The organism is Mitsuaria sp. MSU3D, from assembly GCF_056867975.1.
Genome location: NZ_CP200314.1, coordinates 3282033 through 3297738 on the forward strand (window position 1 = coordinate 3282033; position 15706 = coordinate 3297738).

General features: G+C 69.3%; 14 protein-coding genes. 7 read left to right on the top strand and 7 right to left on the bottom strand.

Going from position 1 to position 15706, the window contains the following annotated elements; all coding sequences use genetic code 11:
• Positions 1–64: 64 nt before the first annotated feature.
• Together AC1VNM_RS14265 and AC1VNM_RS14270 are read left to right on the top strand one after the other, a co-directional pair.
• Positions 65–1651, top strand: a complete 1587-nt coding sequence (locus tag AC1VNM_RS14265) for a M20/M25/M40 family metallo-hydrolase (RefSeq protein WP_483107343.1) — start codon at positions 65–67, stop codon at positions 1649–1651.
• Between the two features lie 325 nt (positions 1652–1976).
• Positions 1977–2192: a cold-shock protein gene (locus tag AC1VNM_RS14270; RefSeq protein ID WP_377152489.1), complete on the top strand. Its 216-nt coding sequence runs from the start codon at positions 1977–1979 to the stop codon at positions 2190–2192.
• 54 nt (positions 2193–2246) lie between these two features.
• Here AC1VNM_RS14270 and AC1VNM_RS14275 read toward each other — a convergent pair whose 3' ends face one another.
• The 4 genes from AC1VNM_RS14275 to AC1VNM_RS14290 all read right to left on the bottom strand — a co-directional run bounded on the left by AC1VNM_RS14275 (position 2247) and on the right by AC1VNM_RS14290 (position 5093).
• The gene (locus tag AC1VNM_RS14275; protein WP_377152486.1) at positions 2247–2480 is read right to left on the bottom strand and encodes a hypothetical protein; all 234 of its coding nucleotides are present in this window, start codon (positions 2478–2480) and stop codon (positions 2247–2249) included.
• Between the two features lie 19 nt (positions 2481–2499).
• Positions 2500–2697, bottom strand: a complete 198-nt coding sequence (locus tag AC1VNM_RS14280) for a hypothetical protein (RefSeq protein WP_377152484.1) — start codon at positions 2695–2697, stop codon at positions 2500–2502.
• 148 nt (positions 2698–2845) lie between these two features.
• Positions 2846–4003, bottom strand: a complete 1158-nt coding sequence (locus tag AC1VNM_RS14285; RefSeq protein ID WP_483107344.1) for a hybrid sensor histidine kinase/response regulator — start codon at positions 4001–4003, stop codon at positions 2846–2848.
• 100 nt (positions 4004–4103) lie between these two features.
• Positions 4104–5093, bottom strand: coding sequence for an aldo/keto reductase (locus AC1VNM_RS14290; protein WP_483107345.1), 990 nt, complete (start codon positions 5091–5093; stop codon positions 4104–4106).
• A 178-nt stretch (positions 5094–5271) separates the two neighbouring features.
• On the opposite strand from AC1VNM_RS14290, the gene AC1VNM_RS14295 reads away from it, so the two are divergent.
• Entirely contained in the window at positions 5272–6195 is a 924-nt protein-coding gene (locus AC1VNM_RS14295; protein WP_377152473.1) for a M14 family metallopeptidase, read from the top strand.
• 115 nt (positions 6196–6310) lie between these two features.
• The gene (locus AC1VNM_RS14300; RefSeq protein WP_483107346.1) at positions 6311–6805 is read left to right on the top strand and encodes a DUF1579 domain-containing protein; all 495 of its coding nucleotides are present in this window, start codon (positions 6311–6313) and stop codon (positions 6803–6805) included.
• A 29-nt stretch (positions 6806–6834) separates the two neighbouring features.
• Here AC1VNM_RS14300 and AC1VNM_RS14305 read toward each other — a convergent pair whose 3' ends face one another.
• Together AC1VNM_RS14305 and AC1VNM_RS14310 are read right to left on the bottom strand one after the other, a co-directional pair.
• Positions 6835–7824: a dipeptide epimerase gene (locus AC1VNM_RS14305; protein WP_483107347.1), complete on the bottom strand. Its 990-nt coding sequence runs from the start codon at positions 7822–7824 to the stop codon at positions 6835–6837.
• A 25-nt stretch (positions 7825–7849) separates the two neighbouring features.
• The gene (locus tag AC1VNM_RS14310; RefSeq protein ID WP_483107348.1) at positions 7850–9001 is read right to left on the bottom strand and encodes an NAD(P)/FAD-dependent oxidoreductase; all 1152 of its coding nucleotides are present in this window, start codon (positions 8999–9001) and stop codon (positions 7850–7852) included.
• 125 nt (positions 9002–9126) lie between these two features.
• Here AC1VNM_RS14310 and AC1VNM_RS14315 point away from each other — a divergent pair, with 125 nt between their 5' ends.
• Complete coding sequence (locus AC1VNM_RS14315; protein ID WP_483107349.1) at positions 9127–10509, top strand: peptide MFS transporter; 1383 nt, start codon at positions 9127–9129, stop codon at positions 10507–10509.
• Here AC1VNM_RS14315 and AC1VNM_RS14320 read toward each other — a convergent pair.
• Positions 10498–11220, bottom strand: coding sequence for a helix-turn-helix domain-containing protein (locus AC1VNM_RS14320; protein WP_483107350.1), 723 nt, complete (start codon positions 11218–11220; stop codon positions 10498–10500). The two genes, AC1VNM_RS14315 and AC1VNM_RS14320, sit on opposite strands and share 12 nt — an antisense overlap.
• A gap of 175 nt (positions 11221–11395) precedes the next feature.
• Here AC1VNM_RS14320 and AC1VNM_RS14325 point away from each other — a divergent pair, with 175 nt between their 5' ends.
• Positions 11396–13681, top strand: coding sequence for a TonB-dependent receptor (locus tag AC1VNM_RS14325; RefSeq protein ID WP_483107351.1), 2286 nt, complete (start codon positions 11396–11398; stop codon positions 13679–13681).
• Between the two features lie 10 nt (positions 13682–13691).
• Complete coding sequence (locus AC1VNM_RS14330; protein WP_483107352.1) at positions 13692–15683, top strand: serine hydrolase domain-containing protein; 1992 nt, start codon at positions 13692–13694, stop codon at positions 15681–15683.
• The last annotated feature ends 23 nt before the right edge of the window (positions 15684–15706 follow it).

Consider the following 15706-nt stretch of genomic DNA (forward strand, 5'->3'; position numbering starts at 1 on the left):
ACGCGCTGCCCTGCGCGGCGCGCCGGCTTCGCCATTCCTGGAACGAATCCGGAGACAACACCCCATGCGTTCATTCCTCACCATCACCGCGGTGTGCGTCGGCCTGGCCGCGCTCACCCCCGCGTACGCGGGCGACAAGGTCTGGATCAGCCTCGGCGACGCCGCGCTGGCCCAGTTGCAGAAGCACCGCCCGGCCGCGCGCGCCGTGGCCAGCGTCAAGGCCGATGCCGCGCAGGACGCGTCGGCGCAGTCCTTCGCCGCAAGGCCCGAGGGCATCCATCTGGTGGAAGTCGACGAGGACGCGCTCGCCTCGCTGAGCCACTCGATCCACGAAGAGCTGCGCCGCTGCGGCGGCTACATGTACCACGCCAGCCAGGAGGCCGGCCTGGCCTCGCTGAAGCGCCACAGCACGCCGGTCGCGTCGCAGCAGCTGGCCGCCGCGCTGGTCGCGACGCGGCCCAGCTACACGATCGATCAGCAATCCGTGGTCACGCCCATCCTGTCGCAGATGCAGGCGAGCAACATCGGCCAGACCATCGTCGACCTGTCGGCCAACATCAACCGCTACTACACCAGCAGCAGCGGCGTGGCGGCGTCCAACTGGCTCAAGCAGAAGTGGACGACGCTGGGCGCGGGCCGCAGCGACATCACCGTCGAGCAGTTCACCCACGCGGGCTGGGCGCAGAAGTCGGTGATCGCGACGATCCAGGGCAGCGACAACGGCAGCGAGGTGATCGTGATGGGCGCGCACCTGGACTCGATCAACCAGTCCGGCGGCTCGGGCGAGACGATGCGCGCGCCGGGCGCCGACGACGACGCCTCCGGCGTGGCCAGCCTGACCGAGGTGCTGCGCGCGCTGGTGCAGGCGAACTACAAGCCCCGCCGCACGATCAAGCTGATGGCCTATGCGGCGGAGGAAGTCGGCCTGCGCGGCTCACAGGAGATCGCCAACAGCTTCGCCGCGGCCAACACCAACGTGGTCGGCGTGCTGCAGCTCGACATGACCAACTACAAGGGCGCCGCCAACGACATCTACATCTTCACCGACTACACGGACAGCGCGCAGAACACCTTCCTCACGAACGTGATCGCGACCTACCTGCCGACGCTGCGCGTGGGCACGGACCGTTGCGGCTACGCCTGCTCGGACCATGCCTCGTGGAACGCCAAGGGCTACTTCGCCAGCATGCCGTTCGAGTCGAGCTTCAGCGCGGACAACCCGTACATCCACAGCGCCAACGACACCTACGCCAACATGGGCAGCCAGGCCGACCATGCGCTGAAGTTCGCGCGCATGGCCGCGGCCTACGCGGTGGAGCTCGGCAGCGACGGTCCCGGCACGCAGCCGCCGGCGGACAAGACCGAGAACTTCAGCGGCAGCCTGACGCGCGGCCAGAGCAAGAGCTTCGGCCCGTTCAAGGTCGCCAACGGCGGCAGCCTCGCGGCGAGCACGACGGGCACCGGCGACATGGACCTCTACGTCCGCAAGAGCGCGGTGCCCACGACGAGCACCTACACGTGCAAGTCGGACGGCTCGACGGCGACCGAGGGCTGCAGCGTCAACATGACGGCCAATGGCGACGTCTATGTGCTGGTCTACGGCTACTCGGCGGGCAGCTACCAGTTGAAGGTGACTTACCGGCCGCAGTGACAGCCGCAGGGACAGCCGCAGTCACGGCCGCAGCGGCGGCCGCAGGAAAGGCGCCAGGTCGAGCACCCGCCCGGCCTGGCGCCGGAACACGGCTTCTTCCGCGAGAACCTCCAGGGGGTTTCATTCGTGCTACATTAATCGGATAGATTCGCACAAGACCTTTCTTCTGAGGTCTTCTCTGCAGCCGCCGCCGGCCCTCCCCGGGCCTTTCGTGCGAGCGGACTGCTTCAGCAACACCCCCCCGCTGCAAGCTCTTGAGTGTGTCTGTCCCGGCCCGCAATCGTGCGCCGGGTTTTTTCCTGTCATTCATTCCAAAGGAAACAACATGACGACCAAGAAGACCGGCACTGTGAAGTGGTTCAGCGACGACAAGGGCTTCGGCTTCATCACCCCGGAAGACGGCTCCAAGGACCTGTTCGCCCATCACAGCGAAATCCAGAGCTCCGGCGGCTTCCGCACGCTGGCCGAAGGCGCCAAGGTCGAGTTCGAGACCAAGGACGGCCCGAAGGGCCCCCAAGCCTCCGGCATCCGCGTCATCTGAACGCGGGCTGAGTGAGCTGACAGGCGCATCTCCCCGGAGCCGCGCCTTCGAGCCTCACAGCTTCCACCCGTCGCTGCTCAGCGACGGGTCGAGCGCTCTCCTGATCGCCTGCGCAGCCGCCTCGCGATCATCAGCGACGCCCTCCACGTGGAGCACCCTCCGCGTCGGCAGCCCCGGCCGCTGAAAGATCACCGCCCCGACGTCCGTCGCGGGTGCCGTGACAAAGACCAGATCAAACGAATCGATCCGCAGGCCGCTGATGTTGGCCAGACGCGTCCGGATCAGCATGGCATCACCGCCGCAGTGTTCACGCCAGCTCCTGCCAGTAGATGCCCTCGCCGACCTCGGTCAGGCACAAGGCCCCACCCCGCCATTCCAGCCAATGCTGGCTCACGAGCCGATCGATCAGCAGTTCGGGGATCTCGCTCGCGCGACGCCGGTGGAGCGCGTCCACGCAGGTGCGCAATGAGGCCCGGAGGGCTTCCAGGTCCTGCGGTACAGCCATCGTCCTACTCCTCGCGTTTCGCGCCACGACATGCGGCGCGAACAGAAGCGCCAAGCGATCAAGGCGAGGACTTGCGGCGCATCCGACACGCTCGAACGGGGCAAGGACTTCGGGATGACAACCTCACGGTCTATGGGCCGATAGTAGCTCAGACGCCTTCCGCGCAGTCGGCGGCGCCAGCCGGCCCGGCGGGCAGCTCGATCCGGAACTCGGTGCCCGCGTCGCCGGTCTGGACGCCGATGCGTCCGCCGTGGGCCTCGACGATCGTGCGGCACACGAAAAGCCCCAGGCCCATGTTGCTGGCCGCCGGTGCGTCCGTGGCCCGATGGACCATCGGTTCGAAGAGCCGTTCCCGCACGTCCTCCGGAATCGGCTGGCCTTCGTTGCGCACCGACAGTACGCGGAGGTCGGCACGACCACTCGTCCTCACGACGATCGGCCGGCCGACGGCCCCATGCTCCACGGCGTTGCGCAACAGGTTGGCGATGACACGCGACAAGCGCTCGCCATCCCACCAGCCGTCGTCCGGCGACTCCTGCACCAGCTCGACGACGAGGCCCGGATTGGCGCCCCGCGCCTCGTCGATCGCCGCGGACGCCAACGCGCCCAGGCGCTGCGGCGTACGCCGGAGGATCAGGTCGGCGCCGAGCCGGCTCCGGGCGTAATCCTGAATGTCGTCGAGCATGTGCGTCATGCGCTGCGACGCCGCCGTGATGCGGGACGCCATCTTCTGCGTCAGCTCGGCGGACAGCGGCGCCTTCGCCAGCAGTTGGCTGCTCATGGAGATCGCGTCCAGCGGATTGCGCAGATCGTGTCCGAGGATGGCGAGGAACAGATCCCGCGCGCGTTCCTCGTCGAGCCGTTTCTGGTCGAGCTCGTCGGAGAGCGACCGCAGCACCTCGCGCCGCCGCAGCAGCGCATGCAGGTTGGCGATCAGCACGTCCTCGTCGACGGGGCGCGTGAGATAGGCGTCCGCGCCGCTTTCAAGCCCATGGACCAGGTCCCGGTCCGCGACGTGGATGCCGGAGACATGAATGATCGGCACCGACGCGGTCGACGTCGACGCGCGCAGCTGCCGGCAGACCTCGAAGCCGCTGATGTCGGGCAGCATGACGTCGAGGATGACCGCGTCGACCCCGGCACCGTCGCCATCGACAGCCTGCCTCAGCGCCTGCGCGCCATCCGGCGCCTCGACGACCGCGAAGCCTGCGAGTTCCAGCCGGCGCCGCAGTGCATAGCGGTGCGCGGCCTCGTCATCGACGAGCAGGATCGTGCGCCTCCCGTGCGCCTGATGTGCGGCATCCATCCCTGTGTTCCTCGCGGGATCCGCCTCGCCACCACCGGATGGATGACGCCGGACCCGAGCGCCCAGGGTAGCGCAACGCCGCCGGCCGCGCGGCCCGGATTTACTCGTGTCCGCTGATCGCGTGCGGTACGTAGGGGGCCTCCAGCGCGGCGATCTCGTCGGCATCGAGCGCGACATCGAGCGCACCCACCGCGTCCTCCAGCTGCCCGATCTTCGAGGCGCCGATGATCGGCGCCGTCACCTGCGGCTTCGCCAGCACCCAGGCCAGCGCGACCTGCGCCATCTTCGCGCCGCGCTTGGCCGCGAGGTCCTGCACGGCCTGGATGACGGGGCGGTCCTGCTCGCCCGACTTGTCGTAGAGCCGCTTGCCGACGTCGTCCGTCTGCAGCCGCGGCGTGGCCTCGTCCGCGGGCCGGGTGAGACGGCCGCGTGCCATCGGACTCCACGGGATCAGTCCCACGCCCTGGTCCGCGCACAGCGGGATCATCTCCCGCTCCTCTTCGCGGTACAGCAGGTTGACGTGGTTCTGCATGCTCACGAACGGCGTCCAGCCATTGCGACGCGCCACCTCCTGCGCCTTCGCGAACTGCCACGCATACATCGAGGACGCGCCGAGGTAACGGGCCCGACCCGAGCGCACCACGTCATGCAGCGCGCACATCGTCTCCTCGATCGGCGTGTCGTGATCCCAGCGGTGGATCTGCAGCAGGTCGACGTAATCGGTGCCCAGTCGCGCCAGGCTCGCATCGATCTCGGCGAGCACCTGCTTGCGCGACAGGCCCCGGCGATGCCTGACACCTTCAGGCGTCTCGTACGGGAAGTACATCTTGGTCGCGAGCACGACCTCCTCGCGGCGCGTCATCTCCTTGAGCAGCACGCCCACCATCTGCTCGGAGGTGCCGCCGGAGTAGCTGTTGGCGGTGTCGAAGAAGGTGATGCCGCTGTCGACCGCCTTGCGGAAGATCGGGCGGGAGGCGTCGAGGTCCAAGGTCCAGCTGTGGTTGCCGACGTCGGCGGCCCCGAAGGTCATGCATCCCAGGCACAGCCGCGAGACGTCCAGTCCCGTGTTGCCCAGCTTGGTGTACTTCATGCCTGCAGCTCCTGGTTGGAGGTCAAGTGAATGCCGCGTGACAGCGATGCATCGCGGCGCATGACGCCGCACGGCGGTGGCATCCGCCGTCCATTCGAAATGCCGCCGCAGGATAGTCGAGCATCGCGAATGGGAGACACTCGACCTCTTGATGGCCCTCCCCGGTTACGGAGCATTCATGACCTCAGCGCGTTTCTATCCCATCGGCACTCCCGGCGTCCCGTGGGGCGACGCCGAACGCACCGCCTGGCGCGAACGCCAGGTGGCCTCCCGGCGTTATCAGGACGACGTCGTCACGCGCGTCGAGGCCCTGGCCGACCGCTTCGAGATCGTCCGCTACGGGCAACTGGCGTATGGCGCCGACACCTACCCGCTGCTCGCGTTGAAGAGCCGCTCGTGGGATCCGTCGCGCCCGGTGGCGCTGGTCACCGGCGGTGTCCACGGCTACGAGACCAGCGGCGTGCTCGGTGCGCTGCGCTTCGCCGAGGAACACGCCGAAGCCTTCGGCGATCGCGTGAACGTCCTCGTCGCGCCTTGCGTGAGCCCGTGGGCCTATGAGCGCATCTGCCGCTGGAACTATCACGCGGTCGATCCCAACCGGAACTTCGGCGCGCGACGCGAGGCGGCGGAGTCGTCGGCGCTGATCGAGCTGCTGGCGCCGTACGCCGGCCAGTTCCTGATGCACATCGACCTGCACGAGACGACGGACACCGACATCACCGAGTTCCGCCTGGCGCTCGCGGCCCGCGACGGCAAGCCGCTCGAGGCCGAGGAAGTGCCCGACGGCTTCTATCTGGTCGGCGACAGTGAGACGACCCGGCTCGATTTCCAGCAGGCGATCATCGAGGCGGTGGAGCGGGTCACCCACATCGCGCCGCCCGATGCGGACGGCCACATCATCGGCGCGCCCTTGAGCGCACGCGGCGTCATCGAGTTCCCCGTCCGCAACTCGGGGCTGTGCGCATGCGTGACGCGAGCACCGTTCACGACGACCACCGAGGTCTATCCGGACAGTCCGCGCACCAACCCGGAGGAATGCGTCGAAGCGCAGGTGACGGCGGTGCGAGCCGCGCTCGACTTCGCCATCGCGCACAGGCCCTGAGACGGGCGTGAAGCGGACGTGAGACGGGCCCGAAACGCGCGCCCGGGTCTGCTGCCAGAACTGGACGGCCTCGCGCGGAAACTGGGCCGGTCGACCACCCGACCCGAGGCCCGCCATGCACACGCCCCCTTCCACAGGCGCCGATGATTTCAACTTCGAATTCGGCGCCTGGACCGTCCACCACCGCCGATTGAATCGACGTTTGAGCGCTTGCGACGAGTGGACCTCCTTCGAGGGTCGCTGCACGACACGGCCCATCCTGGGCGGTCTGGGCAACCTCGAGGACAACGAGCTGGATCTCCCAGAGGGCAGCTATCGCGCGGTGGCGCTCCGGTCCTTCGATGCCACGAGCGGGCAATGGGCGATCTGGTGGCTGGACAGCCGCGCGCCGCATGCGCTGGACGTGCCGGTCAAGGGCCGCTTCGACGGCCCGGTCGGCCTCTTCTTCGCCGACGACGTCCTGGAAGGCCGAGACATCAAGGTCCGCTTCACCTGGGACAAGCGCAACCCGGAGGAGCCCCGCTGGGAGCAGGCGTTCTCCGCCGACGGCGGGAGCACTTGGGAGACGAACTGGGTGATGCGGTTCACGCGGGTCTCCGCGGCGAGCTAGAGCAGCGCTGCGTCACAGCCGCAGTCGTCCTACCCCCACACCGCCACCGGGCAGTCCACCGTCCCTGCTCCGTAGCGCACGCCGGGCACGACGTCCTGCACCAGGATCGTAGGCCCGTCGAGGTCGACGATGTCGCACAGCTGGCCGACCAGCATCGCCGGCGCCATCGCCAGGCTGGTGCCGCCCATGTTGCCGACCATCACGCCGAGCTTGAGCACCCGCGCGCGGTGCGCCATCAGCAGCCCTTCGGTCAAGCCGCCGCATTTGTCGAGCTTGATGTTGAGCACGTCGAAGCGACCCGGCAGCGACTCGAGTTCGTCGAGGTTCAGGCAGCTTTCGTCCGCCGCTGTCGGCATCGGGAAATCGACCAGCGCCATGTCGGCCTCGCGGCCGCGCGCGAAGGGCTGTTCGACGAGGCTGACCTCGCACGCGACCAGCACCGGCAGCAGCGGCTCGATCGTCGTTGGCGTGAAGCCCTGGTTGGCGTCGACGCTCAGCCACACGTCGGGCCGCGCGCCGCGCACCGCCCGCACTCGCGCGATGTCCGCGTCGGTGTCGCCGGTGAGCTTGAGCTTGAGCGCCCGCATGTCGCGCAGTGCCAGCGCGGCCTTCGCCATCGCGCCCGGCTCGCCGGCGCCCAAGGTGATCGTCGTGGTCAGCGGTCGCGGCTCGCTGAGCCCCGCCATCTGCCAGACAGCCCGGCCGGCGCGCCGGGCTTCGAACTCCCACAGCGCGCAGTCGACCGCGTTGCGCGCACCGCCCGGCGGCAGCAGGCGCCGCAGCGCCTGCCGACCGATGCCGCCCTCGATGGCCTCACGCACGGCCTCCAGCTGCGCCGGCATGTCCGGCGGACGGTCGTCCAAGTAGTAGACGCCGGCCGCTTCGCCGCGCCCTTCGTACGGGCCATCCCGCAAGACGACGCGCATCGCGGGCATCTCGGTGAAGCGGTAGCCGGAGATGACGAAGGGCTCGCGCAGCACGAGCTGCTCGACATGGCTGGAGAGTTGAAGACGGGTCATGACATCGGGAACAGAGCGTGGAGGGTCAGGTGTTGCGGAAACGATGAGGAGAAAAATCCCGGGCGTGCACGCCGGCAAGAGCGATGTCTTCGGGCAGGTCCTGGCCGAGCGCGAGCGCCGCCGCCGCGCGGCTCAGCGCCGGCGCGGTCTGGATGCCGTAGCCGCCCTGTCCCGCGCACCAGAAGAAGCCGGGCGCCGTCGGATCGAACCCCACCACCGGCGTGCGGTCGGGACTGAACACGCGCAGCCCGGCCCAACGATGGCGCACCCGCGCGACGCGTTGCCCGCTGAGCGTCTCGAAGCGGTCCACCGCGATGGCCACGTCCAGCTCCTCGGGCTGCGCGTCGCAGGGCGGGCTGGGCGTCTCGTCCGCCGGGGAGATCAGCAGCAGGCCGGCATCCGGCTTGAAGTAGTGGCTCTCGTCGATGGCGATGACCGCCGGCCAGTCGGCCGCCTCGGCGGCGGCGACGCCCGCCGGCACATCGATCAGCGCGGCGGTCCGCCGCAGCGGCTGCAGGGACAAGGGCGCGACCCCGGCCAGTTGGGCCACCGCGTCCGCCCAGGCGCCGGCCGCGTTGATCACCAGCGGCGCGCGCACGCTGAAGCTGTCGGTGCGGGCGAGCCAGCCCTTCTTCTCCCGCACCAGCTCGCGCAGCGGCGAGCCGAGGTGCAGCCGCACGCCACCGGCCCGGGCCTGGCGAAGGAAGCCTTGATGCAGCGCGTCGACATCGATGTCCGCCGACGTGTCGTCGAGCAAGGCGCCCTCGATCCGATCGCGCTGAAGGATGGCCAGGCGCCTGATCACCTCGTCCGCATCCAGACGGCGCGTCTGCGCGCGCACGTCCTCATCCGCGGCGAACCGGTCGGCGATGGCCTGCTGCCCGGCGCCGATCAGATAAAGCGTGTCACGCGCCCGCAGCAGCGGCACCTCGGCGAAGCCCGCCGTCGGTTGATCGAAGAACGGGCGGCTCGCCCGCGTCAGCGCCCGGACCGGCGCGTTGCCGTAGAGCGCCGAATACAGCGCCGCGGACCGGCCGGTCGTGTGATACCCGGCATGCGCTTCCGCTTCGAGCACGGCCACCGTCATGTGCGGCGCCAGGTTCGCCGCGACCGACGCCCCGGCGATGCCGGCTCCGATCACCAGGCAATCCACGCTGCGGGCGGTCGTCTCACTCATGGTTTTTAGCTACTTTCCAAAATGGAAAATAACTCTACCATCCAGACAACTCGATGCACAACCTTGTTTGTCACGGGAAGACCCGCAGAAATCCTTCCGGAGGCACCGCGACGATGAGCGCCACCATGACCACCCCCAGCCCTGCCCCCAATGCCGCGACGCCCCTGCGCGCGACCTGGTTCGGCCAGCCGCGCGGGCTCACCGTGCTGTTCCTGACCGAGATGTGGGAGCGCTTCTCCTTCTACGGAATGAGCGCGCTGCTGGTCTATTACATGACCAAGCAGCTGCACTTCTCGCAGGCGGACGCTTCGCTGATCTACGGGCTGTACACGGGCGGCGTGTTCCTCACGCCGATCGCCGGCGGCTACCTCGCCGACCGATGGCTGGGAAGGCGCCTCGCGATCGTGATCGGCGGCAGCCTGATGGCGGTCGGGCACTTCGCGCTGAGCTGGGAGGCGCTGTTCTACCCGAGCCTCGTGCTGATCGCGCTGGGCAACGGCCTCTTCCTGCCCAACCTGCCGAGCCAGGTCGGCGACCTCTACGCCGAGGACGATCCGCGCCGCGGCGGCGCCTACAACGTCTACTACGTCGGCGTGAACCTCGGCGGCCTGCTCGCACCGCTGGCCTGCGGCACGCTGGGCGAGGTCTACGGCTGGCATTGGGGCTTCGGCGCCGCGGGCGTGGGCATGTGCGTGGGCCTGGCGATCTATCTGCTCGGCGGGCGGCATCTGCCGCAGGACCGGCCGCGCGACACGTCGGCCCGCGCCGCCAACGCCGCGAGCCCCGATGCGGCGGGGGCCGCGGGTTCGACCGGCTCCATGGGCGCGGCGGGATCTGCGGGCGGGAACGCGCGTCGCAAGCCCGGCGGCGCGGCGATCGTCATGCCGCTGCTGCTCGTGGCCTTGTCGGTGATGGTGTTCCGCAGCGCCTACGCGCACAGCGGCAACACGCTGGCGCTGTGGGCGGACACGAGCGTCGATCTGCACGTCTTCGGTTTCGCGGTCCCGGTGACCTGGGTGCAGTCGCTCAACCCGCTGTTCGTCTTCCTGTTCACGCCGCTGCTGATCCGCGCATGGCGTCGCGCCGCCGTGCAGGGCCGCGAACCGGCGCCGGTCCTGAAGATGGCGATCGGCGCGGCCGGCGTCGCCGCGGCCTATCTGCTGCTGGCGGGGATGGCCGCGATGTCCGATGGCAAGCCGGTGAGCGGCCTGTGGCTGCTGGTGTTCTTCGCGGTCTACACGATCGGCGAGCTCTACATCCTGCCCGTTGGCCTGGGACTGTTCGCGCGGCTCGCGCCGTCGGGCATGGGCGCGACGGTCATCGCCGCGTGGTTCCTCGCGGCCTTCGCGGGCAACCTGCTGTCGGGCGTCGTGGGACGCGCGTGGGAGTGGCTCGGCCCCGCAGGCTTCTTCGTGCTGCTCGCGGCGCTTGCTGCCATGTCGGCTGTCGCGCTGTTGGCGCTGACGCCGATGCTCAGGAAGCTGGAAGCTCCCGCCTCAACGCTTTGACGAACGCGCCTTGCCGCCCGCCTTCGCACCCTTGCCCGAGGGCGCTGGCGCCGGCGCCGGCTCCTGCAGACGCCGCGACACATCGATGAAATGCTGGCTGAAGCCGTCCGGCGTGCCGCTGCTGCGCGGCGCGCAGGTCGCCAGCACGCGGCAGCGTTCGTCGGACGCCTTCAGGTAGGCGTGCCCCATCTCGCTGTCGAAGTAGATCGAGTCACCCGCCTTCAGCACCACGGGCGCATACAGCTCGCAGTGGAAGGCGATCTCGCCCTCGAGCACGTACGCGAATTCCTCGCCCGGATGGCGGATGAGGTCGCCGAACTCCGCCTTGAACTCGTCCAGCGTGCGGGCGCGGACTTCGGCGATCAAGGGCGTGACGCGCTTGTTGAGCAGCTCCGTCGCCAGGTAGAGCTGCTGGTAGCTCTCGGTCACCACCTGCTGCCCTTCCCCCGCGCGCTCGACGATGCGGCGCCCGCCGCCGCCCGGCGCGGCGCGCGTGCCCGGCACGTCGGCCAGCAGCTCGGCCATGTCCACGCCCAGCCCCTTGCTGAGCAGCATCAGCTTGTCGTAGGACAGCGAGACATTGCCCTTTTCCAGTTTGGAAAGCGTCGACACCGCCAGGCCGGTCCGCCCGCTCACGTCGCTGAGCGTCAGGCCCAGCCGTCGGCGCACGCTGCGGATGTGGTCACCAGGAAGGTTCGAGTCGATGGCCATGGTCGGGAGAAGCAAACAGTGCGGCGATCTTAGCAAGGCCTCCCCGGCGGACCACCGCGATCACCCTGAGTTGAAGCTTCGCGCGATAGCAGCTAAGGTTTCCACCAATGTGAAAGCTTTTTCCAAAATGGAAACTTGTGGCTCAACTTCGCCCGCCTCGCCAGGAGTCCACCGAATGAACGCCTCCCCCCGCTCTCCCCGCTCCGGCCGCCGAGCGTCCGCCGCGCGACGCTTCGCCGTAGCGCCGCTGCTGCTGCCCTGCCTGGCGGCGATGCACGCGTTGCCCGCCTGGAGCCAGGCCGCCGCACCGGCGGCGCCCGCCTCGCCGGCCTCGTCCGCGGTGCCCACGGAGAAGCAAGGCGACCGCGCCGCGGTCAAGGCGGAGAAGCTGGAAGTCGTGACCGTCACCGCGACGCGCCGCCGCGAGCCGCTGCGCGACGTGCCGCTGCGCGTCGAGACGATCAGCACCGAGGGCCTGGAGCGTTCCGGCGCCAGCTCGCTGGTGGACTACGTCGGCAACCTGCCCGGCGTGGACGTGAGCAGCGACGGCGGCCCGGGCCGGGGGCAGGTCAGCATCCGCGGCATCAACGTGGGCAGCGCCGGCACGGCGACGGTCGGCACCTATGTCGACGAGGTGGCCTACGGCTCCAGCACCGCCTTCGGCGGCGCGGCGGTGGCTGCGCTCGACATGTCGCTGCTGGACCTGCATCACATCGAGCTGCTGCGCGGCCCGCAGGGCACGCTCTACGGCGCGGGCGCGATGGGCGGCCTGCTCAAGTACGTCACCAACGAACCCGACACCCTGGAGTTCTCCGGCAAGGTCGGCCTGGGCGTGCGCGGCATCAAGGGCGGCGCGCTCGGACACACGGAGAACGCGGTGGTGAACGTGCCGCTGAGCGCCGGCGTCGCCGCCCTGCGCGTGGCCGCCTTCAACGACCATGACGGCGGCTACATCAAGGCCTCCGGCCTGGCGCCCGGCAAGCATGTCAACGACGGCGACACGCGCGGCGGGCGGGTCTCGCTGCTGCTGGAGCCGATGTCGACGATGAAGGTCCGCCTCTCCGCGGTCGACCAGAAGATCGAGCGCGACGGCACCGGCGTGGTCCAGTACGACGTCGCGACGGGTCAGCCGATCCACGGCGACCTGACCCATGACCTGTCGATCTCCGAGCCCTACAGCATCCGCACGCGGCTGCTCTCCGCCGACGTCGACTACGACTTCGGCTGGGCGCGCCTGAACGCCATCGTGTCCAGCCAGCGCTTCAACGGCGACACGCTGCTGGACGCCACCGAGATCCTCGGCGGCGGTGCCTTCGACTTCGTGCAGCTGGACAACCGCACGAAGCTGCGCAAGGAAACGCAGGAGCTGCGCCTGACGTCGGCGCGGGGCACCGTCGAATGGCTGATCGGCCTGTATCACAACAAGGAACGCAACAACTACCACCAGCGCCTGTGGGGCCGGCCCACCGGCGCCGACGCGGACATGGAGCTCGTGCGCGTGGGCCAGCCCGCGAGCTACGAGGAGAACGCCGTCTACGGCGACGTGACCTGGAATCCGAGCTCGGCGCTCTCCTTCACGCTGGGGGCCCGCGTGGCGCGCAACAAGCAGGCGTACGAGACGCTCACCAACGACGTCCCGGACTTCCCGACGCCCGCCACATCCAAGGACCGGTCGAACACCTACCTGGTGACGGGTCGTTATTCGCTCGACAAGCAGAGCAGCGTGTACGTCCGCGCCGCCAGCGGCTATCGCCCGGGCGGTCCCAACCCGCAGGCCATCGACGAGAACGGCCAGGTCATCCCCGGCGCGCCGACGTCCTTCGAGGCCGACACGCTCTGGAGCTACGAGGCCGGCTACAAGGCCGACCTGCTGGACCGGCGCCTGTCGCTGGAGGTCGCGCTCTTCGACATCCGCTGGAGCAAGCTGCAGCAGCCGCTCGCCTTCGGCGCGACGACGGTGATGGGCAACGCCGGCAAGGCCGAGGTCAAGGGCCTGGAACTGGCGTCGCGTTATGCGATCAACGACGACTGGCGGCTGGAGGGCAGCCTGGCCTGGACCGATGGCAAGCTGAAGGAAGACGCGCCGGCCCTCGGCCCCTCCGGCGCGAAGCTGCCGAACTCGGCCCGGCTGTCCGTGTCCCTGGGCGCGCGCTACAACTTCGCGCTGGCCGGCAAGCCGTCCTACGCCAGCCTGCAGGTGCGGCACGTCGGCAAGCGCAACGCGGGTTACGACAGCGACACCACCTCCATCCCCAACTTCGTGATGCCGGCCTACACGCTGGTCGACGCGCAGTGGGGCATGGACTTCGGCGCCTGGCAGCTGTCCGCCTTCGTCCGCAATCTGACCGACAAGCGCGCGATCCTCGGCGCCGACACCGCCCTCACCGCCTTCGGCGGTCCGCTGCGCGCGACGCCGGCGCAGCCGCGCACGATCGGCGCCACGGTCACCTACAACTTCTGAACGCCGACCCATGAAGCCACTGACCTTGCGCCTCGTCGCGCTGATGCTGGCCGCGTTCGGCGCCGCCGCGCCGAACGCCTCCGCGCAGACGCCGACCACCACGCCAAAGTCCGCGCCGATCGCGCCGATCACTGCGACAGCACCGGCTTCGGCGCCCTCCGCCGCGCCGCCGACCGCCAGCGCGAAGGCAGCCGCCCAGCCGATGACGCTGGCCGACACGCAGGCCTGGCTCGACGGACTGATGCCCGCCGCGCTGAAGATGGCGCAGGTGCCGGGCGCCGTCGTCGTCATCGTGAAGGACGGCCAGCCGCTGATCCAGAAGGGCTACGGCTACGCCGACTGGGAACGGCGCGTGCCCGTCGATGCGGAGCGCACGCTGTTCCGCCCGGGCTCCGTGTCCAAGCTGTTCACGTGGACGGCGGTGATGCAGCTGGTCGAGCAGGGCAAGCTCAACCTGGACGCCGACCTCAACCAGTACCTCGACTTCAAGATCCCCCAGTTCAACGGCAAGGCAATGACGCTGCGCCATGTGCTCACGCACACGACCGGGTTCGAGGAGACGGCGCGCGACCTCATCACCTATTCGGGCAAGTCGCCCGACCTGGCGAAGGTGCTCAAGGACTACATCCCGCCCGCGCTCTACGAGCCGGGCGCGCGGCCGGGCTATTCGAACTACGCCACGGCGCTGGCCGGCTACATCGTGCAGCGCGTCAGCGGCCTGCCCTTCGACGACTACGTCGAGCAGAAGATCTTCACACCGCTGGGCATGCGGCACGCGAGCTTCCGCCAGCCGCTGCCGCCAGCGCTCGCGCCGCTGATGTCGCAGGGCTACGAGAAGCAGGGCGATCCCGGCAAGGGCTTCGAGATCGTCAGCCTGGCGCCCGCCGGCAGCCTGTCGGCGACGGGCGCGGACATGGGGCGCTTCATGCAGGCCTTCCTGCAGCAGGGCCAGCTCGGCGAGTCGCGCCTCCTCAAGCCCGAGACCGTGAAGCAGATGCACGGCCAGTTGACGAAGCCGATGCCGGAGCTGCTCGGCATCGGGCTGGGCTTCTACCAGCACGACATCAACGGCCATCGCGTCGTCGGCCACGGCGGCGACACCATCCTCTTCCACACCGACCTGCTGCTGTTCGTCGACGACGGCATCGGGCTGTACATCTCGGTCAACTCGCCGGGCAAGGACGGCCAGGGCAAGTGGCTGCGGGACACGCTGCTGGAGTCCTTCGCCGACCGCTATCTGCCCGATGCGCGCCCGGCGACGCCGCGGCAGGTCGACGACGCGACCGCCAAGCAGCACGCGCAGCAACTGGCCGGCTCGTACCAGAGCACGCGGCGCGAGGACTCGACCTTCTTCTCGCTGCTGCCGCTGCTCAGCCCGCTGAAGGTGCAGGCGCTGGACGACGGCCGCGTCGCGCTGGAGCTGGCCGGCTCACGCAGCGTGTTCCGCGAGGTCAAGCCGTATCTGTGGGAGGAAGAACACGGCAAGCGCCGCCTGCAGGCCATCGTCGAGAACGGCCGCGTATTGCGCTGGGGTCTGGAGCCTTACGTCTTCGCCTTCGTGTTCGAGCCGGTGCCGGCGTTGTCGAGCGGGCTGGCGCTGCTGCTGGTCGGGCTCGCGCTGGTGACGATGCTGCTCACGGCGCTGCTGTGGCCGGTGGCTGCGGTGCTGCGTCGCAAGCACGGCATCGCGGCGCCGGGTCGGCCGTTGCTGGCGGTGCGAGTCGCCAGCGTCCTCGTGCTGCTCACCGTGGCGCTGTGGACGCTGGTGTTCACGCGGCTTGAAGGCGACGGCGACCTGAGCGTCGTCCTGCCGCTCGCGCAAGGACTGACCCTGCTGGCCTTCATCGGCGGGCTGCTCGCGGCGCTGTGGCACGCACGGCTCGCCTTCAAGGGCGGCAGCAAGGGGGCGAAGGCGCTGGCCGTCGTCTGGGTGCTGGCCTTCGCCGTGTTGATCGTGATCGGCGGCGCCCACCACCTGATGAGCTTCAACCAGAACTTCTGAACCCGAGGCTCCCGGGATGGAGT

Bases quoted from the DNA above. Each gene is read 5' to 3' on its own strand.
- AC1VNM_RS14295 (WP_377152473.1), top strand. From the start codon at position 5,272: ATGACCTCAGCGCGTTTCTATCCCATCGGCACTCCCGGCGTCCCGTGG.
- AC1VNM_RS14325 (WP_483107351.1), top strand. From the start codon at position 11,396: ATGAACGCCTCCCCCCGCTCTCCCCGCTCCGGCCGCCGAGCGTCCGCC.
- AC1VNM_RS14305 (WP_483107347.1), bottom strand. From the start codon at position 7,824: ATGACCCGTCTTCAACTCTCCAGCCATGTCGAGCAGCTCGTGCTGCGC.
- AC1VNM_RS14275 (WP_377152486.1), bottom strand. From the start codon at position 2,480: ATGCTGATCCGGACGCGTCTGGCCAACATCAGCGGCCTGCGGATCGAT.
- AC1VNM_RS14270 (WP_377152489.1), top strand. From the start codon at position 1,977: ATGACGACCAAGAAGACCGGCACTGTGAAGTGGTTCAGCGACGACAAG.
- AC1VNM_RS14320 (WP_483107350.1), bottom strand. From the start codon at position 11,220: ATGGCCATCGACTCGAACCTTCCTGGTGACCACATCCGCAGCGTGCGC.
- AC1VNM_RS14265 (WP_483107343.1), top strand. From the start codon at position 65: ATGCGTTCATTCCTCACCATCACCGCGGTGTGCGTCGGCCTGGCCGCG.
- AC1VNM_RS14280 (WP_377152484.1), bottom strand. From the start codon at position 2,697: ATGGCTGTACCGCAGGACCTGGAAGCCCTCCGGGCCTCATTGCGCACC.
- AC1VNM_RS14290 (WP_483107345.1), bottom strand. From the start codon at position 5,093: ATGAAGTACACCAAGCTGGGCAACACGGGACTGGACGTCTCGCGGCTG.
- AC1VNM_RS14315 (WP_483107349.1), top strand. From the start codon at position 9,127: ATGACCACCCCCAGCCCTGCCCCCAATGCCGCGACGCCCCTGCGCGCG.
- AC1VNM_RS14285 (WP_483107344.1), bottom strand. From the start codon at position 4,003: ATGGATGCCGCACATCAGGCGCACGGGAGGCGCACGATCCTGCTCGTC.
- AC1VNM_RS14300 (WP_483107346.1), top strand. From the start codon at position 6,311: ATGCACACGCCCCCTTCCACAGGCGCCGATGATTTCAACTTCGAATTC.
- AC1VNM_RS14310 (WP_483107348.1), bottom strand. From the start codon at position 9,001: ATGAGTGAGACGACCGCCCGCAGCGTGGATTGCCTGGTGATCGGAGCC.
- AC1VNM_RS14330 (WP_483107352.1), top strand. From the start codon at position 13,692: ATGAAGCCACTGACCTTGCGCCTCGTCGCGCTGATGCTGGCCGCGTTC.